Source organism: Pseudomonas sp. P1.8 (genome assembly GCF_001269805.1).
Classification (GTDB): Bacteria; Pseudomonadota; Gammaproteobacteria; order Pseudomonadales; family Pseudomonadaceae; genus Aquipseudomonas.
The window spans coordinates 207338-233793 of sequence record NZ_LHVM01000016.1 but is presented as its reverse complement, the minus strand read 5'-3'; the positions used below and the strand labels follow the sequence as shown (position 1 = coordinate 233793).

General features: G+C 60.3%; 28 protein-coding genes and 1 pseudogene. 5 read left to right on the top strand and 24 right to left on the bottom strand.

The window, feature by feature from the left end; translation table 11 throughout:
* Nucleotides 1-19: 19 nt before the first annotated feature.
* From AD668_RS17685 to AD668_RS17640, 10 genes are all read right to left on the bottom strand, one after another.
* Nucleotides 20-1423, bottom strand: coding sequence for an OprD family outer membrane porin (locus AD668_RS17685; protein WP_156322365.1), 1404 nt, complete (start codon nt 1421-1423; stop codon nt 20-22).
* Nucleotides 1424-1592: 169 nt separating this feature from the next.
* On the bottom strand, nt 1593-2954 hold the full coding sequence (locus AD668_RS17680) for an FAD-binding oxidoreductase (protein WP_053160838.1): 1362 nt from the start codon (nt 2952-2954) through the stop codon (nt 1593-1595).
* Between the two features lie 36 nt (nt 2955-2990).
* Nucleotides 2991-3809 carry an ABC transporter permease gene (locus AD668_RS17675; RefSeq protein WP_053160837.1) on the bottom strand — a complete coding sequence of 273 codons (819 nt, stop codon included), beginning with the start codon at nt 3807-3809 and terminating at the stop codon, nt 2991-2993.
* Nucleotides 3806-4633: an ABC transporter ATP-binding protein gene (locus AD668_RS17670; protein WP_053160836.1), complete on the bottom strand. Its 828-nt coding sequence runs from the start codon at nt 4631-4633 to the stop codon at nt 3806-3808. The genes AD668_RS17675 and AD668_RS17670 overlap by 4 nt, the downstream gene beginning before the upstream one ends.
* A complete protein-coding gene (locus tag AD668_RS17665) occupies nt 4630-5616 on the bottom strand; it encodes an ABC transporter substrate-binding protein (protein WP_053160835.1) in 987 nt (328 codons plus the stop codon). The genes AD668_RS17670 and AD668_RS17665 overlap by 4 nt, the downstream gene beginning before the upstream one ends.
* A 32-nt stretch (nt 5617-5648) precedes the next feature.
* The gene (locus AD668_RS17660; RefSeq protein ID WP_053160834.1) at nt 5649-6497 is read right to left on the bottom strand and encodes a creatininase family protein; all 849 of its coding nucleotides are present in this window, start codon (nt 6495-6497) and stop codon (nt 5649-5651) included.
* A gap of 30 nt (nt 6498-6527) precedes the next feature.
* The gene (locus AD668_RS17655; protein ID WP_053160833.1) at nt 6528-6986 is read right to left on the bottom strand and encodes a RidA family protein; all 459 of its coding nucleotides are present in this window, start codon (nt 6984-6986) and stop codon (nt 6528-6530) included.
* Nucleotides 6983-8230 (bottom strand): amidohydrolase family protein, encoded by a 1248-nt coding sequence (locus AD668_RS17650; RefSeq protein ID WP_053160832.1) that lies wholly within the window; start codon nt 8228-8230, stop codon nt 6983-6985. Before AD668_RS17650 ends, AD668_RS17655 begins: the two co-directional genes overlap by 4 nt.
* 2 nt (nt 8231-8232) lie before the next feature.
* On the bottom strand, nt 8233-9159 hold the full coding sequence (locus AD668_RS17645) for a PDR/VanB family oxidoreductase (protein ID WP_053160831.1): 927 nt from the start codon (nt 9157-9159) through the stop codon (nt 8233-8235).
* A gap of 95 nt (nt 9160-9254) precedes the next feature.
* Nucleotides 9255-9899 (bottom strand): TetR family transcriptional regulator C-terminal domain-containing protein, encoded by a 645-nt coding sequence (locus tag AD668_RS17640; RefSeq protein ID WP_053160830.1) that lies wholly within the window; start codon nt 9897-9899, stop codon nt 9255-9257.
* 623 nt (nt 9900-10522) lie between these two features.
* On the opposite strand from AD668_RS17640, the pseudogene AD668_RS29525 reads away from it, so the two are divergent.
* The 4 genes and pseudogenes from AD668_RS29525 to AD668_RS17620 all read left to right on the top strand — a co-directional run.
* Nucleotides 10523-10603 (top strand): annotated as a pseudogene (locus AD668_RS29525) (metal/formaldehyde-sensitive transcriptional repressor); the annotation flags it as partial.
* Nucleotides 10604-10623: 20 nt separating this feature from the next.
* Nucleotides 10624-11556: a CDF family Co(II)/Ni(II) efflux transporter DmeF gene (dmeF, locus tag AD668_RS17630; protein WP_053160828.1), complete on the top strand. Its 933-nt coding sequence runs from the start codon at nt 10624-10626 to the stop codon at nt 11554-11556.
* Nucleotides 11557-11595: 39 nt separating this feature from the next.
* Nucleotides 11596-11967: a hypothetical protein gene (locus AD668_RS17625; protein ID WP_053160827.1), complete on the top strand. Its 372-nt coding sequence runs from the start codon at nt 11596-11598 to the stop codon at nt 11965-11967.
* Between the two features lie 2 nt (nt 11968-11969).
* Nucleotides 11970-12152 (top strand): DUF1289 domain-containing protein, encoded by a 183-nt coding sequence (locus AD668_RS17620; RefSeq protein WP_008033373.1) that lies wholly within the window; start codon nt 11970-11972, stop codon nt 12150-12152.
* A 670-nt stretch (nt 12153-12822) separates the two neighbouring features.
* Here the strand turns inward: AD668_RS17620 and AD668_RS17615 are convergent.
* From AD668_RS17615 to AD668_RS17605, 3 genes are read right to left on the bottom strand one after another with little or no spacing between them, the layout of a single operon-like run.
* Nucleotides 12823-13164, bottom strand: a complete 342-nt coding sequence (locus AD668_RS17615) for a cytochrome c (protein ID WP_082344507.1) — start codon at nt 13162-13164, stop codon at nt 12823-12825.
* Nucleotides 13161-14819 (bottom strand): FAD-binding oxidoreductase, encoded by a 1659-nt coding sequence (locus AD668_RS17610; protein WP_053160826.1) that lies wholly within the window; start codon nt 14817-14819, stop codon nt 13161-13163. The genes AD668_RS17615 and AD668_RS17610 overlap by 4 nt, the downstream gene beginning before the upstream one ends.
* Before the next feature lie 49 nt (nt 14820-14868).
* On the bottom strand, nt 14869-15477 hold the full coding sequence (locus AD668_RS17605; RefSeq protein ID WP_053160825.1) for a twin-arginine translocation signal domain-containing protein: 609 nt from the start codon (nt 15475-15477) through the stop codon (nt 14869-14871).
* A gap of 249 nt (nt 15478-15726) precedes the next feature.
* Here AD668_RS17605 and AD668_RS17600 point away from each other — a divergent pair, with 249 nt between their 5' ends.
* The gene (locus AD668_RS17600; protein ID WP_053160824.1) at nt 15727-15927 is read left to right on the top strand and encodes a twin-arginine translocase TatA/TatE family subunit; all 201 of its coding nucleotides are present in this window, start codon (nt 15727-15729) and stop codon (nt 15925-15927) included.
* A 9-nt stretch (nt 15928-15936) separates the two neighbouring features.
* Here the strand turns inward: AD668_RS17600 and AD668_RS17595 are convergent, their stop codons facing one another.
* The 11 genes from AD668_RS17595 to AD668_RS17545 all read right to left on the bottom strand — a co-directional run bounded on the left by AD668_RS17595 (nt 15937) and on the right by AD668_RS17545 (nt 26300).
* Entirely contained in the window at nt 15937-16155 is a 219-nt protein-coding gene (locus AD668_RS17595) for a hypothetical protein (RefSeq protein ID WP_053160823.1), read from the bottom strand.
* A gap of 85 nt (nt 16156-16240) precedes the next feature.
* Nucleotides 16241-17515 (bottom strand): NAD(P)/FAD-dependent oxidoreductase, encoded by a 1275-nt coding sequence (locus AD668_RS17590; protein ID WP_053160822.1) that lies wholly within the window; start codon nt 17513-17515, stop codon nt 16241-16243.
* An 18-nt stretch (nt 17516-17533) separates the two neighbouring features.
* Nucleotides 17534-17968, bottom strand: coding sequence for a nuclear transport factor 2 family protein (locus AD668_RS17585; RefSeq protein ID WP_053160821.1), 435 nt, complete (start codon nt 17966-17968; stop codon nt 17534-17536).
* Between the two features lie 9 nt (nt 17969-17977).
* A complete protein-coding gene (locus tag AD668_RS17580; protein WP_053160820.1) occupies nt 17978-18181 on the bottom strand; it encodes a hypothetical protein in 204 nt (67 codons plus the stop codon).
* Nucleotides 18181-19770, bottom strand: a complete 1590-nt coding sequence (locus AD668_RS17575; RefSeq protein ID WP_053160819.1) for an NAD(P)/FAD-dependent oxidoreductase — start codon at nt 19768-19770, stop codon at nt 18181-18183. The genes AD668_RS17580 and AD668_RS17575 overlap by 1 nt, the downstream gene beginning before the upstream one ends.
* Nucleotides 19771-20051: 281 nt before the next feature.
* Entirely contained in the window at nt 20052-20258 is a 207-nt protein-coding gene (locus AD668_RS17570) for a hypothetical protein (RefSeq protein WP_053160818.1), read from the bottom strand.
* Between the two features lie 146 nt (nt 20259-20404).
* Nucleotides 20405-23164 (bottom strand): LuxR C-terminal-related transcriptional regulator, encoded by a 2760-nt coding sequence (locus tag AD668_RS17565; protein ID WP_053160817.1) that lies wholly within the window; start codon nt 23162-23164, stop codon nt 20405-20407.
* A 102-nt stretch (nt 23165-23266) separates the two neighbouring features.
* Entirely contained in the window at nt 23267-24097 is an 831-nt protein-coding gene (locus AD668_RS17560) for an N-acyl homoserine lactonase family protein (RefSeq protein ID WP_053160816.1), read from the bottom strand.
* A gap of 68 nt (nt 24098-24165) precedes the next feature.
* Nucleotides 24166-24555, bottom strand: a complete 390-nt coding sequence (locus AD668_RS17555; RefSeq protein WP_053160815.1) for a carboxymuconolactone decarboxylase family protein — start codon at nt 24553-24555, stop codon at nt 24166-24168.
* Nucleotides 24548-25471 carry an NAD(P)-dependent oxidoreductase gene (locus AD668_RS17550; protein WP_053160814.1) on the bottom strand — a complete coding sequence of 308 codons (924 nt, stop codon included), beginning with the start codon at nt 25469-25471 and terminating at the stop codon, nt 24548-24550. The genes AD668_RS17555 and AD668_RS17550 overlap by 8 nt, the downstream gene beginning before the upstream one ends.
* 22 nt (nt 25472-25493) lie before the next feature.
* The gene (locus AD668_RS17545; protein ID WP_053160813.1) at nt 25494-26300 is read right to left on the bottom strand and encodes an SDR family NAD(P)-dependent oxidoreductase; all 807 of its coding nucleotides are present in this window, start codon (nt 26298-26300) and stop codon (nt 25494-25496) included.
* Nucleotides 26301-26456 lie beyond the last annotated feature (156 nt).

Here is a 26456-nt window from a genome sequence, read left to right as displayed (position 1 = left end):
CGGGCCTGAGGCCACACCCTCAGAACGCATACTCCAGCGCCAGGCGGTTTTGCCAAAAATTTTTCTCCTGTCCTGGCTGACGTTGCAGGCCGATAAAGTCAGCAATGCTCAGACCTTGCAAACTGCCGGCGAATTTATAGATGGCGAAGCCCATGTATTCGGACTGATTGATACTGGCTACGCCAGTCGTTGGTTTCAGGTCCATGAATGAATAACGGGCACCGACGAACAGGTGATCGCGCAGCGCACCGTTGATATCGACTGCATAAGCATTTCCGGCACCGAGATCCTGGGTGCTGGTCAGGAACGGTTGAGCGAACAGTGGACCGGAACTGACGTTGTGGGAGTAGGGGGTGACAAGGGCGCCGTTGAGGTAGCTGTTCGGGTCCGGCACGATCCGGTCGTAACCGAGGCTGGCGGTCAACGAATTGTGCTTGATGCCCAACTGCACGCCATAGACTCGGCTATGGATTTCGCCAAGCAGTTCTCGCCCCTCGCTATCTTCATGGAATGCCTGCACACCTATGAACGGTTTGATGCTGCCTTCGCGTCTGCTCAGCCCGCCCTCGAGGTAGGTCAAATGCGCATAGTCCAGATAATCGAAGTGCCAGGCCTTGGCTTTGAGCTCCACCGGCTCGAAGTTCAGGGTGCGGGCACCGCCCACTCCCCAGAAACCATCAGTGTCTTGGTCACCCAGGCCTGAATAGGCATCGAAGCTGTGGTTGTAGGTCGTTTGCTTGGTGAATGAGTCGTCGATGTATGACTTGAAACGGTACATGCGCAGCGCGGTGACATGGTTGTCGTTGTCACCGTAACGGGCATAAACACCCTGGAACAGTTGTGGTGCAATTCGCCAGTCGTAAGTACTGGCGAACGGTACATCCACTTCCTGATTGCCGGCGACCAACTTGAAATTTTCGTGTTCCCACTTCACATAGGCTTCGCCCATCGCCGTGACGTTCGGGCCCAGGTAACCATCGCGTTCGGAAGGGTCGTCGGAATGTGCGATGCCCCTTTGAATGTAGCCGCTCAGGCCCAGGCTAAAGCCCTCGTAGCGGGCGCTGAAAAAGCCGAGCTTGCCGCCGTAACTCAAGGTGTCCTGGGTCTTGCCCGGGGTGAAAAAGGCATTGTGGGCAGCGTAGTAAAGCGTGCGCAAATTACCGTCGATGCGGCCGCCGCTGATCATTTCGGCCAATGTATCGGCTTCGCCGTCGACCTGTGGCGTCGCGGTATCGTGGAGTACCGATTGGTCCTGCTGCTGCACCGGTTCGGTCAGAGTGCCGGGGCGCTGTTGGACCGCGATCATATCGGCATCACCGGGCCGCTGCTCGTCGGCCCAGGCAACTGCTGGCAGGCTGACGGCCAGCGCGAACAGGAGGCGAGTGGAGGGAGTGTTGCCGTACCGCTTCTTGTCTCGTTTCATTGCTGTTCTTCCATTAGCAGGGATTTTTCCGGGGCAAGCGCGACCGCACCTGGCCAAAATATGGCCACGCGAAACCGCGCTGCTGGAGCGGGCGTGAAATGTCGGGAGAGAAAAATCAGCCGGCTTTAAAGGCCGACCTAATCACCGGGCGGGTCGATCCCGGTGGTGGCTATACCGGCGTATTCCAGGTTCGGATCTTTCCGGGGTTGAGCAGCCCGGCGGGGTCAAGCTGCCGTTTGAGTTCAATAACTGCCGGGTCCAGGGCACCACTGTGCTTGCCGTCTTCAAGGGTGAACACATGGGGGTCGTTGATCGTGATGCCATGGGTACGATGGAGTTCGATGAGCGCTTGAAGCTGTTGCGGATCCCGGTAGCGCACCAGTGGCAGGCCTGCGCAAACGATGCGTCCCTGCAGGTCACGGATGAACTCCAGATGGGTCAGCACTTCGTCATCCCCCACCAGCGACCTGATCGTCTGGAGTTGAGACCAGGTCTGGCCATACTCGTAACCGCTTTGCAGGTAAGTAAGGGTCTTATCCTCCTTGAGCGCGTGCAACGTGGTGTGGTTCCAGCAGTATTCGAGCAGGCTGTGGCCGCTTTCACGCACCTGCGCCGCACTCTGCATCAAAGCAATACGCCCGCCATGACGGTTGACCAGCTGCTCCAGTGGGTCCCGGGCCTGGGACGGTACTGCCGCGATCACCGCGTGTTCTCCAGGCGCACGGCAATGGGTCAGGCCGCTGAAATAATCGACCACCTTGGCGTCGAACAAGGCGATGTTGCGCTTGGCGATGCCAGGGCTCTGCGCCAGTTCCTGCGCGCAGGCAAACGCCTGCGCGGCGCTGCTGAAGCCCAGCAGGTATTCATCCCACGACTGGGCGGGTGCCAGGGCGATATCCAGATCCAGTACGATACCGTTGGTGCCATAGGCATGGTTGAGCAGCATCAGCTCGGGTGCGCGCAGTTCAATGATGCGGGGCTCGGGCTCCACGGTCATTACCCGAGCGCCGAGTAACGTTCCGTTGGCTGCCAGTGGTCCGTAGGTGATCGAGCCAATGCCGCCGAAGCCGCCTGCGAACAAGCCACCGAGTGTGGCGATGCGGAAGGTCGACGGCATGCAGCGCAGTTCCCAGCCCTGTTCGCGCGCACTGTCCTCGAGGACAGAGAGCCGAATGCCGGCCTGGGCACGGACGATGCCATCACGCAACCAGCACACTTGATCGAGCCCGCTCATGTCGATGACCAATCCGCCCTGCAAGGGCACGGCCTGGCCATAGTTTCCGGTACCGCCCCCACGCAGGGTGATGGGAATGCCGCCGCTGCAGCAGGCCGCTATCGCCTGGCGCAATTGCTCCTCATCACGAGGGCGCAAGGCCAGGTCGGCCTGGCGATCCTCCAGGCTGGCCTTGAGGATGGGGCTGAACCAGTGGAAATCTTTCGACAAGCGCTTGAGCTGGAATGCGCTGCTGATCCAGTCCAGGGCGGGCAGTTGCTCACGCAGGGCCAGGGTTCGGGTGTTCAGGTCAGTCATGGTTAAAAAACCTTTTGGCGAAGTGGATGTGCGAGTTCAAAGTCCGCGATCGGTTTCGCTGTCGTGCCAGCGTCCGATCGCTTTTTTTGATAGCAGCGACATGCTGGCAAACAGTGCGATACCGGTGACGGAAATCAGCAGCAGCGCGGCAAACATCCGCGGGATGTTCAGCTGGAAGCCCGCTTGCAGGATCTGATAGGCCAGCCCGGTGTTGGTACCCCCGGTACCGGCCACGAACTCGGCGACGACCGCACCGATCAGCGCCAGGCCACTGGAAATGCGCAGCGCGGCAAAAAAGTACGGCATGGCAGTGGGCACCCGCAGGCGCAACAGCACTTGCAAGCGACTGCTGCGACGCAACTTGAAATAAGCCACCAGCCCCGGCGATACACTGCGCAGGCCGAGCGCCGTGTTGGAGATGACCGGGAAGACCGCCATCAGCGTCGCGCAAATCACCATGGCTAGCGTGGTGTCGCTGACCCAGATGATGATCAGCGGTGCGATTGCAACGATAGGCGTTACTTGCAGCAGCACGGCGTAAGGAAACAGCACCAGTTCGATCAACCGGCTTTGTACGAACACAAAAGCGATACTTACACCGATCAACACCGAGAGCATGAAGGACAGAACCGTGATCTTCAGGGTGAAGAGCAAGGCCGGTCCAAGTACGTCCCAGTCCTGCACCAGGGTGGTCAGGGTCAGCCACGGTGTCGGTATAAGGTAGGTGGGCACCTTGAGCGCCGTTAGCGCCAACTGCCACAAGGTAACCAGCAGCAGGGAGATCACCGTTGGCACGACGATTCTCTGAGCGCTTTCACTGGCCAGCCACGGCAGTTTGTCGTTTTTGGCTTTCATCGTATTTCCTCTTTACTGGCCGCTACCAACAGCTCATGCAGGTGCATGGCGTATTCGCTGAAACGTGCCGACAGGCGAAATTCGCTGGTACGTGGGTACGGTTCATCGATGCGCACATCTGCCACGACCCGACCCGGTCGAGCGGCCATCACAACAACCCGTTGTGAGAGGAACACGGCCTCCTGGATCGAGTGGGTCACGAACATCACTGTCCAGTTATGGCGCTGCCAAAGCTCCAGCAGGTCACTGTCCAAGGCATTGCGGGTAATTTCGTCCAGGGCGCCAAAGGGTTCGTCCATCAGCAGCAGGTGAGGTTCGACCACCAGCCCGCGGGCAATGGATACCCGCATCTGCATGCCCCCGGACAGCTCTCGGGGCAGCGCCTGGGCGAAGTCCTGCAAACCGACACGCTGCAATGCGAGGGCCACCCGACGGTCTGCTTCCGCGACGGGCACGCCGTCGAGTTCCAATGGCAGGCGCACATTCTTGTGCACGCTGTGCCAAGGCATTAGCGTTGCCTCCTGGAACACATAGGACAGGTGTTTGCCTGTCTCGGCCAGGCTGGCAACCGGCTTGCGCCACAGCAACAGACGGCCATCGGTGGGTTCGCTCAGGCCGGCAATCATCTTCAGCAACGTGCTCTTGCCACAGCCTGAAGGACCTAGCAGGGTCACGAACTGGCCTTCGGCAATGCTCAATTCCACAGGCCGCAGAGCCTGAGTGCCATTGGTGTAGGTTTTCTCGACTGACAGCGCCTCGATAGCTGCCGGCACCTGCGCTTGTTCTGCTGTACGCCACGGGTGAATCAGAGCGGCGGTACTCATGGCAGCACCGGCTGGAGCTGAATAAATCGCGTGGTGTACATCTGATCGAGAGGCACTTTGACGGGATCGATCAGCGCGCTTTGCACCGCCATTTGCCACGTCTGCTGCATACGCGTGGCCGTAATGATGCCGATGCCGCCGGTTTGCGCATCGCCGCCAGTGGCCAGTCCCGTACTGCGCAGCTTCTTGACGGCATAGTCGAGCTGGGCCTCACTCATCTGCGGATTGGCCTCGCGGATCAGGGCGTTGCCGGCACTTGGGTTGGCCAGGTAGTGCTTCATCCCTTGCATTGACGCGTTGAGGAAGGCGCTGACCTGTTCCGGGTGCTCAGCCATCCACGCGCTGTCGCAGGCAATAGAGTTGCCGTAGGGAGGGTAGCCCGCGTCGCTCAGGGCGAAGACCTTGAAGTTCGCTCCGGCCTGCTCGAGGGAGAAAGGCTCGGATGTCAGGTAGCCCTGCTGGGCCACGTTGCGGTCGGCCATGAACGGCTGGATGTTGAAGGTATACGGGCGCACGTGCTCATCGCGCAAACCCAGGTGAGTCTTGGCCCAAGGCCACCAACTGGAGTTCGCGGCGCTCGAGATCAAAATCGTGCTGTTACCCAGGTCCTGTATTTGCTCGATGTTGTCGTGGGCGATCAGTACGACCGGGTCGTGCTGGAACGTGGCAGCGACCATTTGCAGCGGTACGCCGCGTTCGCGGGCCATCATGGTCGCGAGATCGTCGCTGATGATGCACTGCGCCCGGCCGGCGGCGAGCAGTTGCACCGGGCTGACCTGTGGGCCACCCATCTGCACGGTGACTTGCAGACCTTGTTGGGCATACAAGCCTTCAGCCTGGGCCTGGTAGAAACCACCGTGTTCGGCCTGGGCATACCAGTTAGTGATGAAGGTCAGTGGGGTGGCGGCTTGAGCGGTACCTCCCAGCCAACCCAACCCACCTAGCAGAGCGAGGCGTATTCGAGCATTGCGCTTTGACGTCATGAACGATGAACTCCTTGTGGTCGTGTCTGGGATCAGGCCTGGCTCTGGATATAGCCGCTGTACTGACTGCGGCCCCAGGTGGTTTGCGCGCGGGTCAGCCATTGCATCCGATGGACTTCACCGATGGCTTTGGCCCATTGGCTACCGAGCTGATCGAGCAGCATCTGGCCTTGTTCCAGCGTGGCCGGGGTGGGGTCGCCAATCACCCCGCTCGGACCGAAGTCCATCGCGCACCAGGCGGCGGCCGAGCGGGTCGAGGACAGCGTCGGGCAAGGGAAGGGCGGCGGGAAATGGGCTTGGGCCTTGGTCATGTCCACCGTATCGGGGGCCAACGCCATGATGATGGCGGTCTCTGCATGGCCCGCATGCATGGACAACTGCTTTTCCTGGTGCGAGACGAAGCTTTCGTCGTGCGCAACGCTCCAGGCTGATCGAGCGATGATCACAAAGTCGCCGTGGCGCAGTCGCAATTCTCGGGCCGCCATTTCCAGTGGCTGTGTCTGGCCACCGTGGGTGTTGACGATCAGAAACTTTCGAAAGCCCGCCCGGTAGATCGACTCGCCGATCTCGATCACGGTGTTCAGCACCAGCTCGCCGGTCAGGGTGACTGTGCCGGGAAAATGCAGGTGCTCATCGGATTTGCCGTAGGTGATCGGGGGCAAGGCATAGGCAGGGATATCTTCACCAAGCAGTTCCATGGCCTTGCCCACGACGCCGGCAGCGACAATGCTGTCAACCGCACAAGGCAAGTGAGCGCCGTGCTGCTCGATGGCACCTGCGGGCAGGACGATGACGGTGTTTTCCTTGTCCGGCAGGCTGTCGATGGCGCACCAGCTCAGATACGGCAGGAAGCGTGAAGCGGGGGTATATCCGTTTAACATGGCAAAACTCCAGGGCGAGGGTAGAAACGATTAACGTTGTGGCAGATAGGCGGTGGCTTCGACTTCCACCAGAATGTCGGGGGATGGCAGCATGGCGCTGACCTCCACGACGGTGGAAATGGGCGGTGCATCGGGGAAAAAGCTTTTGCGCACCCCGCTGTAGAGCGGGAAGTGATCGAGGTCACGAAAGTACTGCACCAGCTTGAACACATCGCTCATGCGGCCTCCGGCGCTCTCTATGATTTGACGGATGCTGTCGAGCACGTACCAGCTCTGGGCCAGGATTGGACCCTGCTTGTAGTCGGTGGAGAACTCTCCGGTGCGGCCCAGGATTTCGGCTGCCGTCGCCGGGATATCGTTGAAGCCGCGCACGATCAGATTTGCGCCGGGGTTTACGGCGATCACGCCCGACAGAAAAATAAAATCCCCCGCACGGTGAAATGCCGCGTACCGCGCAAGGGGTTGGGAAAATGTGGGGGAGTGGGTCATGGCAAGCTCCGCAGGAAAGTCAGGTAATTGGCTGGTAGCTGTTCGCCACGCAAGAGGCTGCGATGACGTTCGGCAGGCCAGGTCCACGGGTCCGTGGTATGAAGCAAAGTAAGGTTGGCGCTCTGACCGCAGAGGGTGGGTGTTGCCTGGGGTCTACCCAGCCAGTCCACGCGACAAATGCTTTGGGACCAGATGTCGAATACGTCGTCGAGTTGAGCGACCCATGCAGCCAGCTGCAAACTCGCTAACGGGTCGTAGTTGCCGATGGGGTTGAAGGCATCCTGTACGTTGTCACTGCCGATCAGCAGTGGGATGTCACGTTGGCGTGCTTCCTTCAACAGGGTCAGGCCCCGCAGGCGTGGGGTGCGGTCAGGTACGGCGTCTTGCAGATACAGGTTGGTGGCGGGCAGGGCCAACAGAGTAATAGGGCCGCGGGCAACCAGATCCAGGGTCTGCCTGGCCACTGCGTCCGACTGGCTCGCCAAGGCACAAGCATGGCTGCAGATGATCTGCGTGGGGAATGCCGAAGCGCGCGCCAGCCGCGCGACAGTCGCCAGGCCGCAAGCCGTAACCGAAAGCTCTTCATCAATGTGCAGGTCCAGGGGCAGCCCCAGGTCTGCCGCGCAGGCAAGCAGGTTCTGCACGCTCTGCAGGCTGAAATTACTGCTGTGGATGAAGGCACCGAGCACCGCGCCGGGGGCGTCGCGATGACGTGCTAGCGCATTGGCAATGCGTCGGGCATGGCCGGCATCTTCGAACAGCGGTAGCGGTACGAGAGCGACCCGCTCTAATGGCCACGGCATGTCCTCGGCGAGCTCGCGCAACACTGCCCAGGCCTTGGGCACCTGCGGGCTCCACCAGTCGACATGGCTGCGCAGATGGGTGACGCCGTTTGCCTGCGCTTGCAACAAGGCGCGGCCGGCACGTTGACGCAGATCGTCCTCGCTCCAACGCGAACGGTCGATCTGTGTGGCAGCGATTGCGCCGAGCAAGCCCGGCGCAATGCGCCCGAGGCGAGCACGGGTGTACGTCTTGTCCAGATGGGCGTGGGCTTCAAGCAGCCCCGGCAACACCAGGGAGCCTTTGCAGTCGAGACCGTTACCTTGGCCTGTGGCGGGTGTCACGGCCTGGACTCGACCGGCATCGATACTCAAGTCTGCCAATCGAGGTTGGTCGGACACCCGTGGCCATGCAGGAGGGAGCAGCCAGGCGGGAAGGCGGATGTTCTCGAGCTGCAAAGGCATGATTACAGCTCCAGGGTCAGGCTGGTGGAACTGCAACCGGCACAGCACAAGGCGAGGAGTGTCTGGCGTTCCTCATTGCTGAGGCATTCATCGAGATGACGCGGCTCCCCGTCCGTCCAAGGCACTACGCAACTGCCACATACCCCCTGTTCACAAACGGTATTGCAGGCCACCCCGTGGGAACGTAGTGCATCGATAAGCCGTTGCCCCGCGGCCACTTCAATCTCCTGATTGCGCAGGGCCAATTTGAGCCGGTAGCCAGACGCTGCTACCTCAACCGATTCACCGCCAAAGTGCTCCTGGTGCCAGCCGACGCCAGGCAGTTCGGCAAAGCGCGTCCGAACAGCTTGCATGAATCCGCTCGGACCGCAGCAGTACACATGATTGGGCTGACTTGGCAGCTGCAGTTCGCCCTCGCTGCTGAAGCTCAGCGACACTCTGGTGCGCCACGGGCCTTGTGTCAGCAAGTCAGCGAAGGGGAGTTCGGCGCGACTGCGGACCCTGGCGACCAGGTGAAAGTCTGCCTTGCAGCCGTGCAGGCTGTGAGCCATGGCGATCATCGGCGTCAGGCCAATGCCCGCACCCACCAGCAAATGGCTACCGGCGTTGTCCGCCAATCCAAAGGCATTGCGTGGCGGGCTGATCCACAGATCTTTGCCGACCCGAGCTGTCTGGTGCAACGCCTGCGAGCCGCCGCGCCCATCCTCCTCACGCTTGACCGCTATCTCATAAAAACCGCGCTGTGCCGGGTCGCTGCACAGTGAGTAGGCACGACGAATACCCGGTGCAATCTGCACTTCAATGTGTGCTCCGGCACTGAATGCAGGCAGCACCGAATCCTCCCCGGGGGTCAGGCGCCAGCAGTCAATGTGCGCTGTCAGGGCGTGCCGTTGCTGAATCTGAACACGTATGTCGCTAAGCTTTTTCATATTTGACCGATTGGTTTGATCGAATGGTCAGGAAAAAGCAATAGGTGTGCCAAAGCGGTCCGGTTGGACGCTTGGGCGGGGAAGGGAAGGTGGCTTTAGCGGCTCAAGCCGCATCCAGCCAGGACGAACTCAACTAATTCGTCGAGTATTTTCTGGCGCTGGGCAGGGTTCTGCAGCGACTCGCCCAACATGCGCTCGGCTTGCACGGAATAGTCCGCATAATATTGGGTCAGCGCCCAGATATGCATGATGAGCAGCCGCGGGTTGAGAGGGCGTAACTGGCCAGCATCGACCCAAGCTTGCAGGCGTTCGACTTTCTCTTCAGTCGCCGCAACCGCCTGGGGCCAAAACGGCTGTAGACGCAGCCCGCCGCTAATAAGTTCGTGGGTAAAGACCCGTGACAACTCGGGTTCCTGCAGGGCGAAATCCAGCTTCTGGCGTACATAGTCAGCGATCACTTGTGCCGGCGTGTGGCTTGCGTCGCTCAATATGAACAGCTTTTCCCAGCGGGTGAAAATCTGGGCCAGCACCTCGTTATAAAGGCTTTCCTTGTCCTCGATGTAGTAGTGCAACTGGGATTTTTTCAGCCCCGCGCGCTCGGCGATCGACTGGGTCGAAGCACCACTGTAACCGTGCAAGCTGAATTCGCTGATGGCGGCGCTGCGAATGCTCTGCAAGATCTCTTTGCGGTTCTGCTTACTGTTACGCAGGGAGGCTTCGGGTGTTTTTATTGCGCTCATTTGATGCACCGGTGCAGGGAAATGCCACAGCTCGAGACATTTTGGGGCGCAGACCCTGCCTGTGAACTGCTGCTTTATCCGTTGTGAAAATCCAACGCGGTAGACTCTTGATCAGTTTACGAACAGTAAAACGGCGCTGGTCTTTGTGTTAATCAAGTATTGATCCACGCTGTAGTTAGAAAATCGACCTGGGTCCGTTGCCTGTCGACGTCAGCAGATTCGAGCAAGCTTATCAGCAGCATGCAGACTACATCACCTCCCGAAGCAGCAAAAAAACGCTGCGTGACTTACCTGCGTTTCTGTTGCAGCTTTTACGCCGATACGGCAGTCCTGAAGAGTCAGCCTTCGACGGCGCAAGTCGGACCGCGTTAGCGTTACTGGTGTGAAAGCCCCTTTGGCGTGCCCCAAGTGGGGATTGCGCCCAGGCATTCTTTTTTACGTTGAGATCTATGTGGCTATACAGGCTGGATGTTGCAGGTTGGAATGACCGACCGCTTCTGGCCGGTTTCAGCCGGTCGTGGTAGGCAGCAGTTGGCCAGAAGCGGAACCTCCAAACCCCTCGCTTCCCCCTCGAAACTGAAGTCTCTACTTCCCGCAAGGGCGCGTAGATAATCCCTCCGTCCGCGAGCCCTGCTCTCAGCGAAGAAGAGCGTAACAAAGGCGTTGAGGAGCTTCTTGAAGCCATTCGCCGTTACTCCAAGTGAACGCATCCAGGAACACGCTCATGAACAGCACGAACATCAACTACACACACGACCATGTGTTCCTTGGCTCAGCGCACGACGAAAATGCCAGGCGTACGCTTTGGGTTGTGGCGCTGACCGTTGTGATGATGGTTGGCGAGATCACCGCTGGCTATATCACGGGCTCGATGGCGTTACTGGCTGATGGCTTTCACATGGCAACTCATGCCGGCGCATTGGGCATCGCGGCGGCCGCTTATGGATACGCAAAACGGCACGCTTGCAGCCAGCGCTACAGTTTCGGTACCGGAAAGGTTGGAGACTTGGGCGGATTCGCCTCGGCGCTGATTCTGGGTATGGTCTCCCTGGGAATTGGTGTTGAGTCTGTCATGCGCCTCTTGCAGCCAACGGAAGTTCAGTTCGGCACCGCTACGCTCATCGCGATTGCCGGTTTGATCGTCAACATTGTCAGTGCCCTGCTGCTGGGTCACGGGCACAGTCATGGGCACGAGCACGAGCACGAGCACGGCCATGCTCATGCCCACGCCCATCACGGTAACGACAACAACCTGAAATCGGCCTACGTCCACGTCATTGCAGACGCGCTGACTTCCGTTCTGGCCATTGCTACACTGCTCGCCGGCCGGTATCTCGGCTGGGTGTGGCTGGACCCGGTCATGGGCATTGTCGGCGCCATTGTTATTGCGCGCTGGGCATGGACCTTGATGGGGGCCACCGCAGGAGTACTGCTGGATCAGACAGACGCACACGTTGCCGAGGAAATCCGCGAGCTGGTTGAGAAACCGGGGGATGCCACTATCACGGACTTGCACGTCTGGCGGGTTGGACCGCAAGCCCATGCGGCCATCGTCAGCGTCCTTGGTGAGGTCACTGCGAACGCCGATAGCATTCGTGAACGTCTCAAGCCAGTTCACGAAGTCAGTCATCTGACGGTCGAGTTTCGACCTGTCTGATTCAGCGCCTCCCCACCATTGTCTCCAAAGGAACCCGCAATGCCTCTAGGGAAACGTGAACTGGCACGAATCGAACGTCGGTTGATAACTACGCTCACCGAAGCGTGCGAAACAGCAAAAGGTGAAATCAAAGGCTTTGCTTGGCTCACCCACATCGCAAACCTGAACGCGTTGTCTGAAACCCTGAAGGTAATCTGGGTATTCGAGACCCTGGCTGACAGAAAGAACGCCCTGGTTGACGCTAAGGCGCGCATCTTTGAGTTGACGTCCATCGCGTTGAATGACGCCAACATCGACCTGATCCCTTCAGACCACAGTGTCCGATTCGACTCTGAGGAGGAGTGTCAGCGAACTCACGGAGGCGACTGGAAAATCCGCCTGACTCAATCACGTGTGGCCAAAGGTGGCTGACAATGGCTAAGGAAATCGAGAATCCGTGCATCTCAGTTTGCCAGCTCAGTGGTGATTTGTGTGTGAGCTGCGGGCGAAGCAAGGAAGACATCAGAAAGTGGAAACGCATGAAGCGACCTGAAAAAATGGCCGCGGTGCAAAGGGCGAATGTGCGCTTGAAAGGGCTGAAGAAAGCACAGGGATAGTCACTTGTTCTGGATGACCGCTATGGGTCGATTCTGTTGAAAAAGTAGCTCCCTGTTCGGCCTGCTGCAAAATCTCTGCATTTGAAATTGGATCGCTTGCGACTACGTGGCATGAGTGATGCGACCGATGAATTCACGCTGGCCGCTGCGGTGCAGAACCTGCGACGGCTGGCCAAATTTTCATCTCAAGGGCCGCCAGTCACGGGATAGGTGCGCTTGCACCAAGCAAAAAAACTCAAACTAACTCAATAACAAAGCAGTAAAGGTCAACGAAGGTCCGAAAAACCACTCAATGTGGTGAGTAGGTGCTCCGGTGGTGGTCGTGTCTGAGTTCAGGCGAGCTGAAAATCCGACTTTTTCAACAGAATCGACCCTTAACAGCCCTTCGGGAGGGGCTGTTCCCGGCCGCTTTCTGCTTGTCGCGAAGTACTGAATACGACCCTTTGCTGCCGGTCACCAAGGGCAGATAGCGGCAAGAAGCAGATCTTTCACTACCATCGAAAAAAGCTAGCGGCTAAAGCCGCGATGCTTTCTATTTTGAGTGGTAGGCACGCAAAGTCCACTTCTGGCCGTCAGATCACGCTCTGCCGGCAGCTAAAGGCAGACATCAGACTTTTCGTATGTTTTTCTGCCACAACATAGATCCAAAGAGGCGTTGAGTCGCGGCTTCTCAAGGCTGGGCAGGCTGTTTTTGCAGGTAGTGGGCCAACGCATCCAGCTCACTGTCGCTGATCTCGGTTTTGCGGAAGAACGGCATCACCGAAATACCATTGCGCACGAAGTATTTGACTAGGGGCGGGGTGAGATCCGCGCGGTCTTCCAGGGCCGCAGGCACCGCGCCTTTGTAGCGTGCGTCAAGTGCCAGGGTGCCGGGGTATTCGGTGCCCTTGCCGTGGCAGGGCATGCACCATTTTTCAAAGACCTGCTTGCCTTGCGCGTCCTCGCCGGCCCACACGCCGAAGGAAGCGCTCAGGTAAAAAAACGCCAGAACCAGCATAGCGATCAACTTCATACCTTCTTCTCCTTGCGCAGGTGTTTAGGCCAGATGCCATAGCGTCCCGGCGACAGGATGCCGTTGGGGTCGACCGCGTCTTTCAGTGTTTCGTGGAAGTGCAGCAGGGCGTGGTCGTTGAACGAGTAGGTGTCCATCACGTCATCCTGAAAGGACGCTGCCGTGCGGTATTCGCCCCAGCCGTTTTCGGCGGCGAGTTTGATCAGCTTGCGGAACGCGTCGCGGATTTCCTTGTTCCGCTTCGCATCCTTGGTGATATAGAACGGGATGATAAAGACGAAGCAGCGCTCCCAGGACGGCACCGGTACGTTCATGGCGAACACCAGTGGTACACCGAGCGCTTTGGCCGCTTTGCCGAGCACGTCGTTGATCTTGAGGATGGCCGCGCCATCACGCGGAATGATCGGTGAGAACCAGGCGTGGCCGTCAGAGGGCGGCGACGGGTTCCAGCTTGAGCGAGCACCGATGGCGAAGGTACGCAGGTTGGGGATGCCGAACTGCGCCGGATATTGCACCTGTTTTTTCTGCTCCTCGCTTAACGGCAGGTTGTAGAACTCCCGCTCTTCAAAGGTGGCGTCGGGCAGGGCCTGGAGATAGCGTGCCTGCACGTTTTCCCACTGCGCGCGAATGACCTTCTCCGGTCCGTAAAAAGTAAAGGCGCAGCTCCAGAAGGGGATCTTGTTGCGCTTGCCGTAGGCCTCGTATTCCTCTGGCGCGGCACCGCGCTTCAACAGCTGCATATATTCGTCGTCACGCGGTTGCGGACCATGCGCGAGGAAGTCGTGCAGTCCGGCCAGGCTGGGGGTGCCGAGCACCGGGCTATTGATGTCCGGGTAGCCGGTGAACACTTTGGTGTTCTCCAGGTGGGTCATGATATCGACCAAGGGAATCATGTCTTTGTAGCGCGACAGGTGCACAACGCCCTTGAGAAACGCCTCCGGCTCGGGCATCAGCCAGAAGCCCATCTTGGTCACCACGCCGAAATTGGACTGACTGAAGATGCCATCAATCCAGGGGCCGAAACCGCTCTTGTACATTTGCCAGGTGTCCGAACCCGGCATGGCGCCCATGCCGGTGCGCATCAGGGTGCCGTCAGCCAGCACCACTTCCATGCCGCAGTGCGCATCGAAGTGGTTGCGAAACTGCGAGGAGGTATAGCCAGCGCCGCGGTCGACGGCATTGCCGAGCATGCTTCCCCAGCCCGGATCGGGTACATCGATCCAGAGCTTAATGTTGTTATCTTGCAGGTGGCGATACATATCGAAGTAGCTGACGCCCGGTTCCACCACGCAATAGGCTTGTTTCTCGTTGACCTCCAAAACGCGGTTCATGCGTTTGAGGTCAAGTACCACCGAACCCGAGTAGGCGGGGGCGGACCCGCCATAGCCCAGGTTCTTGCCAGTGGAAATGGGGTACATGGGAATCTTGAAGCGATTGGCGATGCGCATCAGCGCTTGTACTTCCTCGGTGGAAGATGGCGCCACGGCTGCTGAGGCGATGCGCTCTTCAGGCTCGCCCCAGTAGGGCGAATAGGCGTCGCGGTACAGATGCAAGTCTTCTTCGCTGATGAAGACCCATTCCTTGCCGACCACCTCGCCAAATAGGCGGATGACTTCGGCGAAATCGTGGCTGCTGATGCCAGGGGGTTGGCGCATGTCGGGTTCCTTTTTCTTGTTTGGGTCGTGCGCTAAGCGGGATAAAGGCTCAGGCTCGCTGAGTAGGGGCAATCACCCAGCTCACCAAGGGCGCTTGCTGGTCGTTGCTGGCATAGGCCGGGGATTGGGCTGTACGCTGAGCGCAGCTGGTGCGCGCCAGATTCCACGAGCAATTGGCGCTGAGCCGGGCGAAGCGTTCGCTCCAGTCAGCATTTCCGTTGAACAGCGCCGTCAGATCCGGCAATTGATGCGCGGGTGCATCCAAGGTGTGGCTAACGCTACCATCGGCATTCCAGTCATGCTCCACCCGCAGCACCACGCGCATGCCGCGGTCCCAGGCCAGGCGCTCCAACACGAACAGCGGTTGGCGAGCGGTTATCCCGGCGATTACTGTCGGCCCTTTGCGCCACTGCGGGTCGAGGTGTTCAAACCACAACGCGGTGATATCGCCGTATATGGCGCTATGGGCTAGACCGGCTTTTTCTGCGGTACTGCCGAAGCGCTGGCAGGCGGCAAAGCGCGAGTCGGAGACGGCCAGTTCGGGCAGGCCGCCGCCCCACGTGGAGAGCGTATCGGCCAGGCTGAATTGACCGACCCCGGATAGCGCGGGGATCGCCGCGCCGGCCAGGCTGGTCTTGAGAAAGTTGCGTCTATTCATTAGGTTTCCCCGATCGAATTCCGCCGGCGCACAAGTTTGCTGCGGCGTTATTGTTTGTTCTTATAGCCGCCGCGATAGCAGGGCGGACAAGCAGACAGGATTGATTGTCGAGGTCGCCGATAGCGCCGATCACCTACCCAAAGATAGCGTTTTCACCTTGGCTTACCTGCCATGCTGGCTCTTGTTCTGGCTTCGAGTAGTGCTGTGCGCCGAGTCGGATCAGTTCATTTTCGAAAGGTGGAGGTCGCGATGGGATTGGCAGGATTGAGTCTGTGGAAAGTGGGCCTGGTACTGGTCCTGGTGCTGGTGTTTTTCGGCGGCAAGCGCTTGCGCGGGATGGGTGCGGACGTCGGTACGGCGATAAAGGAGCTGCGTCATTCATTGGCAGAGGACGCACCGCCTCCTGCCGTGCTCGATGAGGCCGAGCCTGATCGGCGGGCACGTTCGTGATGGCCTGAATCAGTCGGCGAACAACCGCTCCAACGGCTTGTCTGGAGCGGCTTCCAAACGGCGGATTTCCAGCAGCAGTTCCTTTAGCGCCGGCGTGGCAAAACGCACCTGCAAAGTTCTCCCGGTGTTGGCCCGGTGCGGGTTGCAGAACTGTACGTGGAGTTCCTGGGCGTCGGGGTCATAGGCGATCTGAGTGGGGCGAAAAACTTGGGCGACGGTGAAGATCATGGGCTTTGCTCGCGGAGTCGGAGGATTGCGGGACCGTGCTGACGAGCCTCTCCAGCACGGTCGTTCGGGAAGCAGCGGTGGGCACTCAGGCCTTGAGTTTGACCCCGCCGTGGGCACCGAGAGCGGGCGTCTGTCCTGCTTCATCTTCAACCAGCAGCGTGGTTTGCCAATCTTCCTGGTAGCCTCGACCGGTCAAGTTAAAGATTGACATCATCGCCTGGCGCGACATCTCGCGATCGGCCATCAGAGCGAACATATTGGCTTCATCCTCCATGCGCCTGGCGGTGTCACGCTCCTGGGTGCGGCGCTTGAATTCGATGGCCGTCGGGTTGGCGATCTGCAGGAAGCAACGGCGACGTTCGTGGGCATACCAGTCCAAGGCATCCTCGGCCAGGGTACCGTTGATGACCCCGCCCAGGTACTTGATCAGCGCGTGAGCATCCTGCACACCTGAAGTAAAGCCCATGCCTCCGATAGGGTTGGTGGCGTGTGCAGCGTCACCGGCGAGGAACACCCGGCCGACCCGGTAAGTGGAAGCCGAACGCTGGTGCACCCGGTACGAGTTAGCCGCTAGCAGTTCGAGCGGGGCGTCCGCGTCCGGCAGAAATTGCTTGAACCGCTCCTTGATGCGGGCCAGGCGAGCCTCTTCGGTGAGGCTGCTGTCCTCGCCATAGGCGATGCGCCACTGCTGCTTGTCATCGATTTTGGCGATCACGCACCAGTGGTCGGGGTCGGCAATCATGGTCGATGGTGCGTAGCCGTATTGGTCGAAGTCATAGAGGACGTTGGTGGCCATAAAGGTGTCGTCCCAGGTGAAGCCATCGAACGCCACGCCGATGTCCTTGCGCACGCTGGAACGCGCGCCGTCGGCACCAACCAGCCAGTCCGCCTCAATGGTGCGCGGGCCGTCGGGGGTATGCAGGGCTACTTGGATGCAGTCCTCTGCTTGCTCGACGGTATCGAATGAAGTCTTCCAGCGCATTTGCGCGCCGGGCAGTTTGAGGAACTCTTCAAGGATCATCTCGGCGAGCACATCCTGGCCGAAATGCAGGTTGAAGGAGTAGGGTGTCAGGTCTTCTATCAAGTGGTAGTCCAGGCGACCGATATTACCGGTCAGCGGGAAGCGCAGGTTGTATTCGTAGCCCCAGGCGGCGACGCTTTTGGCTTTGTCCAAAAGGCCGATTTCGTCGAGAACCTTGAGGGTCGAAGGCAAATAAACCATGGCGCGCGGCCAGCGCAGAATGTCGTCTTCGCGGTCGATGACAGTCACTTGGGCACCCTGGCGTGCCAGGCCCAAGGCAGTAACCAGACCAGCAGGGCCGGCGCCGACGATAACGATGCGTTTACCTTTATTGCTCATAGGGAGTCTCCGTGGATCTTATTCTTGGGGGCGGATGATGGAATCGTTGTGCGGTCCGTCAGCGTTGTGCTGCGCGCTGGTTTCGAAGAACACCGCCGCCGGCGCGGTGTCGGCATATTCCTTCATGGCCGTGACCTGACCCTCGCGAACGACAAACAGAAAGTGGTAGTCGTTGGCGTACTGCTTGCCGTTGGCCAGTTGCGCAAGCCCGCTGGCCTCGACCGCGATGCGCTCACCTTCCTCGATCACGCCGTGGATGGTAAAGCGCATGCTGAGTATCAGCGGCCCGACCTGCTTAAAAAACTCGGCTACCTGGTGCTTGCTCAGTTCACCCGGGCCGGGCATCCAGAAGCGGGCGTCATCGCTGGCCAGGGCGAGGGCGGCGGGACTGTTGCCGTCCTCCATATGGCGCAGGTAGTTGAGCACTAGTTGCTTGTTGGCGGATGTGTGCATGGCGACCTCTCAGCGGCGAAACAGCATGCTGATGACAAAGCACAACAGCTTGAGATTGAACAGGCTGAAACCGCCGCGCATTTCCTGCGGGCGCAGTTGGGCGGTGATCGGCATGGCACCAAAGGCGGTGCCCTTGAGCAGCAGCAACTCACCATCACGCTCAAGTGCTTCGATTTTCATCAGTTCACTGCCATCGGGGGAAAAGAGCTTCATTAGGACACCTTGTTGAATTTTCCGAAGTTCATCTTGAGGTCATCGAACATGCGTATGGCTGTCGCTCGGCCGGCGCCGAATACACCGCCGCCCGGGTGTTGGAATGGGCCTACCAGGTAGAAGCGCTCGACGCCGGGCACTGTGTTGCGGCCCAGTTCCGGGGTCGGGCGGTGGGCGCCGAATTGGTGTTGGTAGCCGGCGATGCCGTGCAGATCGCCGCGCTGAAAGCTGGGCGAGGTGCGTTGCATATCCAGCGGAGTGTCGACGTGTTTGGCGATGATCAAGTCGCTGGAAAGGTTGTGGAAAAACGGACTCATCCTGGCCAGCAGCTCTTCGGCATAGCTCTCCTTGATTTCATCCCAATACTCCGGCGGGCGTTGGCCGATCTGGAATGGCACGTACGCCCAGGCATGCATGGTGGCGCGGCCGGCAGGTGCACGTGTCGGGTCCAGGTTGGTCGGCGAGACCAGGGCCAGTAACGGGTCGCGCGGCAGTTCGCCATAGCGTACGTCGTCGAAGGAGCGGCGGAAGCGAGTGAGATCGACCGCCAACAGTTCGATAAACGCGGCCTGGTCGACGTGGTCGCCGGCCTTGAAACGCAGCTTTTCACTGAGCGCGGCATGAATGGTGATGCAGGCACAGGGTGAGGTCTGGGTACGTTCCGCGTGCTCGAATACCTGCGGGGCTACCCCTGCATCGTCCAGATAATTGCGCAACAGGTGCGGGTGAATACCGCCAATGACTGCATCCTTGGCTTCGAACACACGGCCATCATGGCTGCGCACGGCGCTGGCGCGACCGCCACGAGTTTCGATTTTGGCGATGTCGACCGAGGCGAGCACCTCGCCACCGTGATCGCGAATACAACGAATCAGCGCATCGGTCAGCGCACCACTGCCGCCGATCGGAATGCCGACGCCGTACTTCTCCATAAAACCGAGAAACATAAATAGGCTAATACCGGAGCCCAGTTCCTCGGGGCTGGCCAGGTTCTCGCCGACCATGCGGGCAAAGTGCAGCCGAATTTTTTCGTGGGTGAACCACTCGCAGATAATTTCCCAGCTGCTTTTCATCATGGTGGCGAACATGGCCCGGCCTTCCGGGCTCTGGTCCATCATGGCGAACTGCGCGCCCATCGGTACCGGCGCCGAGTACAGGGTGCCAAGCAACATGGGCAGGTAGTGAGCGGCTATTTCGGAGAACTTCAGGTAGGCCTCGGCGTCCTTTTGCGAGAACTTGGCCAGCTCCTGATAGTTCTTCTCTCGGTTGCGGTACAGGCTCAGGGTACTGCCATCCTCAAACACCGAGATCAGCGGTACTTCGGGGTAGATGTAGGTCAGGCCATATTTGCTCAGCAGCCCGAGTTCGTCGTTGCGGATCAGCGGGTTGGCCTGGATAAAGATGTGCCCGACGCTGTGTTGGTCATGACGGAAACCCGGCACGGTCAGTTCGCGGGTCACTACGCCGCCACCGAACCAGGCGTTGCGTTCCAGTACCAAAACCTTTTTACCGGCGGCAGCCAGGTAAGCGGCAGCGACCAAGCCGTTGTGGCCGGAGCCCACGGCGACGATGTCGTAGGAGTTGCTCATGTCGATGATTCCTGTTGTTCCTGTCGGTGGGTAACTGCCCAATGGGGCTGATGCTAGAAATGCCGACGCGGCTGAGCACCTATCCATGGATAGTGGCGCAGCGCGCCCTGTCAACCGCTGCAAAAAAAGGGGCGACCGCCCAGTCTCAGCACGGTCACCCCTAAAAATTCAGCGGCATGGGAGGGCCGAATGTCTTGCAGCTGTTACGCATAAGCTGTACGGATTGAGGGCTAGTGTGGCGTCGACATCTGCGCAATAACCCTGTCGAAAGATAGCGATGCTCAGGTGCGAAATTGCTTCACCAGTTGCTGCTCGCCACCCTGACGTGCCAGTTCAGCGCTGGAGGCCGCTATGTGATCGTTCGCCGCGGCGTCCTGCATCGACTCGTCCCCACTCCTGTAAACGTTGCGATAGCTGTACTCGCGGTCACGCAAAGCCAGTAGCAGCTGCAACAGGGCAGAGGCAATTTCGACAGAGTTTGCGGCCAACGGGCAGATCGACCAGGCCGTTCAGGAACGGCGGCACCTTGTTGTCCTTTTGGCTGCTTGCGAGAATAGTTCGCCGGTTTGATCGGTGGCCTGGCGAGCCTAAGGAAGGGCGCGGCACCTATCAATGGATAGGCGCGCACCAGGGGTCAACGCAGAATGCCCAACTGCCGGGCGCGTTCGGCGGCTTGGGAGCGGCGGCGGATGCCGATCTTGTCGTAGATCTGCTGCAGGTACCACTTCACCGATCCTTCGGTCATGCCCAGCTTGTCGCCGATTTCGCGGTTAAGCATGCCGGCGGCAACCATCTTGAGAATGTCCAGCTCGCGGCTGTTCAATGAGCCGGCAATGGCCACCGGTTCGCTGGCCGGCAAGGCCGGTTTGGCGGCAATGGCACTGTCACCGCGAAAGCGTTGCAGCAACTGCGTGGCAAAGGCATCGGCCGGCTCACCTTCCAGCGCGGCGGCCTGCATTTGCTCGCGCAGCAAGCCGTGCAGCCAAGCGCCTTCATCGAGAAATACGCGAATAAAACCGCCCGGTGCGGCCTGGAACATGGCCCGCCGCACGATTCGCAATGCTGCGCGCTTGTCGCCGGACAGCAGAGACAGGTGGGCGATGATCAGGTCCCAGCGCAGCACGCTGCGAATGGCATCCGCCGCGCTCATATGGCGGTGCCATTGCTTGGCCAGACCCAACGCTTCAGGCAGGCGGTCTTCGGCCTGGGCGACCCGTACCCAGGACAACGCGCGGGCCTCGTCGCGGGTGGTGATGCCGTGGTGCGGGGTGAACAGGTTGGCCGGCCGGCGCAGGTCATGCTTGCGTCCCAGGCGAATTACCGAGTCGGTGTCGCCCTGACGCAGCAGCCATTTCAGTCGTTCGGCGAGGGTGAACAGGCGCAGCCGCTCGAAGTCGTGCTCCTGAGCAAACACGTCGGCCTCATCGAGCATGCGCAAGGCGGTGGAAACGTCGCCGTCGATCATCGACAGCCGTGCTCGGGTTAGCCAGCCGGCAATGGCCTGGTCGACAAAACCCTTGTAGCTGATCTGCGGCAGGTACTGTTCGAGGATGTTGCGCGAAAGCGTCAGCTCATCACGCTCGTAGTGGATTTTCGCCAGGTGCATGGCCACCACGGCGGCCAGTGGCGAGCCTTTACCGGCAATGCGCTCAGCCGATTTCAGCGTTTCGTTGAGCGAATGCAGCGCCACGTGCACGCGCCCGGCGACAAAGCGTGAAGGGCCCAGCACCGCCTGGTGAAAAACAGTGCCCAGCGGGCTGCCGACACGGTTGAGATACTCCAGCGCCTGGGTATGCAGGCGCTCGATATCGCCGAGCTTGTAGTGCTCGCGTCGTGCATAGATCAGCGCCGTGTAGAGACTGGCGCGTACCAGGGGGTGGGCGTCATCGTATTCGTCGACCAGGGTGCGCGCCTTGTCCTCGACCTGGGGCATCTCGTCCGCGAGCATGGCCAGCATCATTTCGCGGTGCATCATCTGATGGTTGAGGTTGCGAATTTCCATTTCCGACACCTCTCCGGCCTGCTCCAGGCGGTCGATGCTCTGGCGGGCAGTCACCAGCAAGTGGCGGCAGGTTTCGAACTGCCAGCCCATCAACAGGTTCCAGGTTTTGGCCAGGAGCATGCGCGGAAAACGCTCCAGCATGTCGGCCGGCAATTTTTCCACCAGGCTTACCGCGTTCTCGTCGGCGCTGAAAATCTGTTCGCAGTTGGCGTCCATGATTTCCGCTGCGCGCAGCGTGTCAGCGCTGGCCAGGGCGTGGTTAAAGGCTTCGGTATGCAACTGATTGTCGGAGTACCAGTCGCTGGCCCGGCGGTTCAGCTGTTGATACAGCGCAGGCTCGCTCTCGCGCACCTGGCGGCGTAGGAACTCGGCGAACAGCGGGTGGTAGCGATACCACTTTTGCTCTTCGTCCATTGCTAGTAGAAACAGGCCACGGGCTTCGCACTCACGCAGCATGTCCTGGCCGTCATGGCTCTGCGTCAGCGCATTGCACAGTGGCACACACAGGCGGTCCAGCACGGCGCTGTACTGCAGAAAACGGCGAATGTTGTCGGGTTGGCGCAGCAGCACATCCTGCAGAAAAAAGTCGGCGAACTGACGGCGTTCACCTGAGAAGTTCGCCAGGTCGTGCAGCAGTTCCGGGTCGCGGCGCAGCAACATGGCGGCGAGTTTGAGGCCGCCTACCCAGCCCTCCAAACGGGCTTCGAGAATGTTCAGTTGCGCCTGATCCAAGCCGCTGACGCCATGGCGCTCCATCAACTGCACGGTCTCGCCATGGCTGAAGCGCAGGTCCTGGTTGCCGAGGTCATAGACCTGGCCGTGCATACGCTGACGGGCCACCGACAGGCAGGGCTCGCCACGGAACGACAGAATGAAATGCAGCCCCGGTGGCGCATGGTCAATCAGCATCGACAGCACCCGCACTGAGTCAGTGCCGGCCAGATGGTGAACGTCGTCGACGAAGACATACAACGGCGCGCCGGCCTGGGTTTTCACCAGACCAAGAATCGCGTTGAAGGCCCGGTGCAGGTTGTTTTCACCGACTCGGGTGAGCTGTTCGTGGGCCAGGCCTTCGACGTCGGCCAGTTCAATCGCGCCTTTGAGGTAGGCGACAAATACCGGCAACTCTTGGGCGCTGGCGTCCAGCGACAACCAGGTGACGCGCTGGCCGTGCTGCTGCAGCAGGTGGTAGTGCTGGGCGAGCACGCAGGTTTTGCCGTAACTGGGGGGCGCCTGAACCAATGCGAGCACGGCTTCACCGGCTTCGCCGAAACGCTTGTTCAAGCGTGGGCGGGCAATCAGGTTGGCGGTTTCTGCCGGGGGGAGCAGTCGGGAGCCGATCAGGAAGACTTGAGTCGGTTCCTGGGAGTCGGAAGCGGTTCTACTGCGCATATGCACGTCGCCTCTATACATCTGGGTCGATAACTCGACCTCTTGTTGATATGCCTGAACAACGCGTGCCGGGTGAGTAGCCCGGTCACGGCAGGTGGGTTCTTATGGCGCAAAGGGCTGCGGTTGTCCAGCACTGGCATGGGGCGGCAGGTGCAGGGCAACCACGTCGTCGAACGGGTCGCCGTGGAACGGATAACGCGCGCGTACCAAGGGGTCGTGGCCGGGTATCAGGTGCTGCGCCGAGTCGGCCAGGGCCAGCAGTTTGCGGTAGCCGTCGAGCATGTCGCCGACGTTGAGCACCACCGGGAAGGGCGCCTCGTGCTCCATGTTGTCGTAGTAATGGCTGGCGTCCGAGGCGAGCACCACCCAGCCCCGCGCGGTATGGACGCGCACCGCTTGCAAGCCCTGGGTGTGACCGCCGACGTGAACCAGTTGAATGCCAGGGGCCAGTTCGACGTCACCGTCGTGGAACACCACGCGCTCCTGATAAACACCGCGCACGATATTGACCACGTCTTCGACGTTGAACGGCTGGCGCAGCGGTTTATAGAGCATGTAGCGCCCGGTGGCGTACCGCATCTCCGTTTCCTGCAGGTGGAAACGTGCGTTGGGCAGCAGGTTTGTATTGCCGGCGTGGTCGTAGTGCATATGGGTTATGACGGTGTCGCTGATGGCCTGCGGGCTGAGGCCCAGGACTTCCAAGGCCTTGATCGGACAGCGCAGCAGCGTGCGGCCGCGTGCGTCGGCGGCGGCCTGATTGAAGCCCGTATCGACCAACCAGGTGCGGCCTTCACCGCGAATCAGCCAGACGAAATAGTCCATGGGCATGGGCAGATCGTGGGCGTCGTGAATTTCCATAAAATTGTCACGACGCCGACGCGCCACATGGGCGTAGCGCAGCGCAAACACTTCGTAGCAGGGTGGGTTGTTCATCGGCGGCTTCCGGTCTTGTTTTTGTAGAGTGGCCTGCCGGGGCAGGCCGGGAGCAGCAGGAGTGGCAATCAGCTCTGGTGTTCGGCCTCCCACACCTTGATCGCTTCGCTGGCCACGCGAAATGCCGCCAAGGCAGACGGCACGCCGCAGTAAATGGCCGCTTGCATCAGCACCGCCCGAATCTCTTCTTCGCTCACGCCATTGGTGAGCGCGCCTTTGACGTGTACGCCCAGTTCGTGGTGCTGGTTCATGGCTGTGAGCATGGCCAAGTTGAGCAGGCTGCGGGTTTTGAAGGGCAGGGTTTCGTCACCCCAGATCGCGCCCCAGCAGTACTCGGTAACCAGTTCCTGCATGGGCTTGTTGAAGGCATCGGCGCTGGCCCAGGATTTCTCCACATGGGTGGCACCCAGTACCGTCTTGCGGTTGGTGAAGCCTTTTTCGAACAGTGCGTTATCCATGGTGGTTTCCTTGTTTTTTGGCGACGGTAGGCACTTCAACACCGGCCCACTGTTCGATCAGGCAGACCATGCGGGTGAAGTCGGCGTTATCGCCGAAGGCTGCGCGGGTCATGTTCAGTACCTGGCGTACGGCGCTGCCAACCGGCATGGGCACGCCCATGGCCTCGGCTTCATCGAGGCACAGTCGGGTGTCTTTGAGTGACAAGGCGGTGCTGAAACCGAAGTCGAAGGTGCGCGGTAGCACGGCGCGCGGTAGCTTGTCGGCGGTAGCGCTGTTGCGCCCGCTGCCGGCGTTGAACACGTCGAGCATCACTTGCGGATCGAGACCGGCTTTTACGCCCATCACCAGCGCTTCGGAGGACACGGCCAGGGCGGTGACCGACACCAGGTTATTCACCAGTTTCATGGTCTGGCCCAGACCCGGTTCTTCACCGCAGAAGATCACCTTGCCCAGGTGCTGGAGGATCGGCAGCAGTTCGTCATGGGTCGGCGTCGGGCAGGACACCATCAGTGCCAGGCTGCCTTTTTGCGCGCCGGCAGCACCGCCGCTCACCGGGCAGTCGACGGCAATAACGGCGTTTTTTGCCAGCGCTTGCGCCACCAGCTTGGCGGTACGCGGGCCAGTGGTAGACAAGTCGACAAAGACCCGCACCTTGCTGCCAGCGGCAACGCCCTGGTCGCCCAGTGCGACCTTCTCCACCACATCTGGAGTAGGCAGGCTGGCGAAGACGATCTCCGCTTGCGAGGCCACCGCGGCCGGGCTACTGGCACGCTTGGCGCCCAGGGCGACTAGGCGCTCGACTGCGGCCTCGTTGAGGTCGGATACGGTCAGGTCATAACCGGCTTGCGCCAGGCGGGTGGCCATGGGCTCGCCCATGGTGCCGAGGCCGATAAAGCCGATGCTTGGATTGGACATCTGGAGTTCTCCGGGTGAGTTGTCAGCTCGCCAGCCAACCGCCATCAACCGGCAGCATGGCGCCGGTGATATCGGTGCCGGCTTCGCCGCACAGGAAGGTGATCAGTTCGCCGACGTGTTCGGCCTGGTTGAAGCGTCCCGATGGCTGCTTGCCAGCCAGGAAGCGGCGCACGGCCTCTTCTTCGTCGAGCCCGTCGCGCTGGCGTAACGCCTCGACGCGGGCGGCAATCGATGGGGTAAGGGTGGAGCCGGGGGAAACGGAGTTACAGGTAATTCCGTGGTCGAGGTTTTCCAGCGCCACGACGCGGGAGAAGCCGAGCATCGCGCTTTTGGTGGTCACGTAATCTACCCGGTTCGGTGTGCCGCGCATGCCGTAGATCGAGGTCAGGTTGATGATCCGGCCCCAGCGCTGTTCGCGCATGCCCGGCAGCAGCAGGCGGGTGGCCTGGAACACCGCCGAGAGGTTGACGGCCAAGGCCAGGTCCCAAGCCTCTAGCGGAAATTCGTGTACCGGGGCGAAGTGCCGGGTGACCGCGTTGTTTACCAGAATATCGACGCCGCCGAGCACCTCGCGGGCGCCCTCCACCAGCGCCGTTACACCCTCGGCGCTAGACAGATCGGCGCTCAGGTAATGCACGGGCACAGCATGGTGCTCGCTTAGTTCAGCGCAGGTGGCCGCCATGGTGTTTGCGGGCGCCCGGCCATGCAACACCACCGCGCAACCGGCTTTCGCCAACGCCTTGCCAATCGCCAGGCCAAGGCCAGCGGCGGAACCGGTGATCAGCGCCCGTTTGCCGTGCAGGGGGCGGTTTTCGATAAAGGGGGCCATGCCGGGTTTCCTCTGGGCTGTCTGAAGTGCCGGGCCAGCTTTGCGCCTGCCCCCTGCCAAGGCACCTGCCGAAAGATAGTGAGGGGCACTGGCGCCGCGCCTGCCTATGGATAGGTGCGCGCCAGGGGTGGCGCGCGTATCTATCGGCGGCACCAC

Bases quoted from the DNA above. Each gene is read 5' to 3' on its own strand.
- AD668_RS17655 (WP_053160833.1), bottom strand. From the start codon at position 6,986: ATGACCCACTCCCCCACATTTTCCCAACCCCTTGCGCGGTACGCGGCA.
- AD668_RS17550 (WP_053160814.1), bottom strand. From the start codon at position 25,471: ATGTCCAATCCAAGCATCGGCTTTATCGGCCTCGGCACCATGGGCGAG.
- AD668_RS17590 (WP_053160822.1), bottom strand. From the start codon at position 17,515: ATGAGCAATAAAGGTAAACGCATCGTTATCGTCGGCGCCGGCCCTGCT.
- AD668_RS17615 (WP_082344507.1), bottom strand. From the start codon at position 13,164: ATGAAGTTGATCGCTATGCTGGTTCTGGCGTTTTTTTACCTGAGCGCT.
- AD668_RS17645 (WP_053160831.1), bottom strand. From the start codon at position 9,159: ATGAAAAAGCTTAGCGACATACGTGTTCAGATTCAGCAACGGCACGCC.
- AD668_RS17555 (WP_053160815.1), bottom strand. From the start codon at position 24,555: ATGGATAACGCACTGTTCGAAAAAGGCTTCACCAACCGCAAGACGGTA.
- AD668_RS17680 (WP_053160838.1), bottom strand. From the start codon at position 2,954: ATGACTGACCTGAACACCCGAACCCTGGCCCTGCGTGAGCAACTGCCC.
- AD668_RS17660 (WP_053160834.1), bottom strand. From the start codon at position 6,497: ATGTTAAACGGATATACCCCCGCTTCACGCTTCCTGCCGTATCTGAGC.
- AD668_RS17585 (WP_053160821.1), bottom strand. From the start codon at position 17,968: ATGCACACATCCGCCAACAAGCAACTAGTGCTCAACTACCTGCGCCAT.
- AD668_RS17595 (WP_053160823.1), bottom strand. From the start codon at position 16,155: ATGATCTTCACCGTCGCCCAAGTTTTTCGCCCCACTCAGATCGCCTAT.
- AD668_RS17650 (WP_053160832.1), bottom strand. From the start codon at position 8,230: ATGCCTTTGCAGCTCGAGAACATCCGCCTTCCCGCCTGGCTGCTCCCT.
- AD668_RS17620 (WP_008033373.1), top strand. From the start codon at position 11,970: ATGGCTAAGGAAATCGAGAATCCGTGCATCTCAGTTTGCCAGCTCAGT.
- AD668_RS17575 (WP_053160819.1), bottom strand. From the start codon at position 19,770: ATGAGCAACTCCTACGACATCGTCGCCGTGGGCTCCGGCCACAACGGC.
- AD668_RS17665 (WP_053160835.1), bottom strand. From the start codon at position 5,616: ATGACGTCAAAGCGCAATGCTCGAATACGCCTCGCTCTGCTAGGTGGG.
- AD668_RS17580 (WP_053160820.1), bottom strand. From the start codon at position 18,181: ATGAAGCTCTTTTCCCCCGATGGCAGTGAACTGATGAAAATCGAAGCA.
- AD668_RS17670 (WP_053160836.1), bottom strand. From the start codon at position 4,633: ATGAGTACCGCCGCTCTGATTCACCCGTGGCGTACAGCAGAACAAGCG.
- AD668_RS17565 (WP_053160817.1), bottom strand. From the start codon at position 23,164: ATGCGCAGTAGAACCGCTTCCGACTCCCAGGAACCGACTCAAGTCTTC.
- AD668_RS17600 (WP_053160824.1), top strand. From the start codon at position 15,727: ATGGGATTGGCAGGATTGAGTCTGTGGAAAGTGGGCCTGGTACTGGTC.
- AD668_RS17625 (WP_053160827.1), top strand. From the start codon at position 11,596: ATGCCTCTAGGGAAACGTGAACTGGCACGAATCGAACGTCGGTTGATA.
- AD668_RS17545 (WP_053160813.1), bottom strand. From the start codon at position 26,300: ATGGCCCCCTTTATCGAAAACCGCCCCCTGCACGGCAAACGGGCGCTG.
- AD668_RS17685 (WP_156322365.1), bottom strand. From the start codon at position 1,423: ATGAAACGAGACAAGAAGCGGTACGGCAACACTCCCTCCACTCGCCTC.
- AD668_RS17560 (WP_053160816.1), bottom strand. From the start codon at position 24,097: ATGAACAACCCACCCTGCTACGAAGTGTTTGCGCTGCGCTACGCCCAT.
- AD668_RS17640 (WP_053160830.1), bottom strand. From the start codon at position 9,899: ATGAGCGCAATAAAAACACCCGAAGCCTCCCTGCGTAACAGTAAGCAG.
- AD668_RS17675 (WP_053160837.1), bottom strand. From the start codon at position 3,809: ATGAAAGCCAAAAACGACAAACTGCCGTGGCTGGCCAGTGAAAGCGCT.
- AD668_RS17605 (WP_053160825.1), bottom strand. From the start codon at position 15,477: ATGAATAGACGCAACTTTCTCAAGACCAGCCTGGCCGGCGCGGCGATC.
- AD668_RS17610 (WP_053160826.1), bottom strand. From the start codon at position 14,819: ATGCGCCAACCCCCTGGCATCAGCAGCCACGATTTCGCCGAAGTCATC.
- dmeF (WP_053160828.1), top strand. From the start codon at position 10,624: ATGAACAGCACGAACATCAACTACACACACGACCATGTGTTCCTTGGC.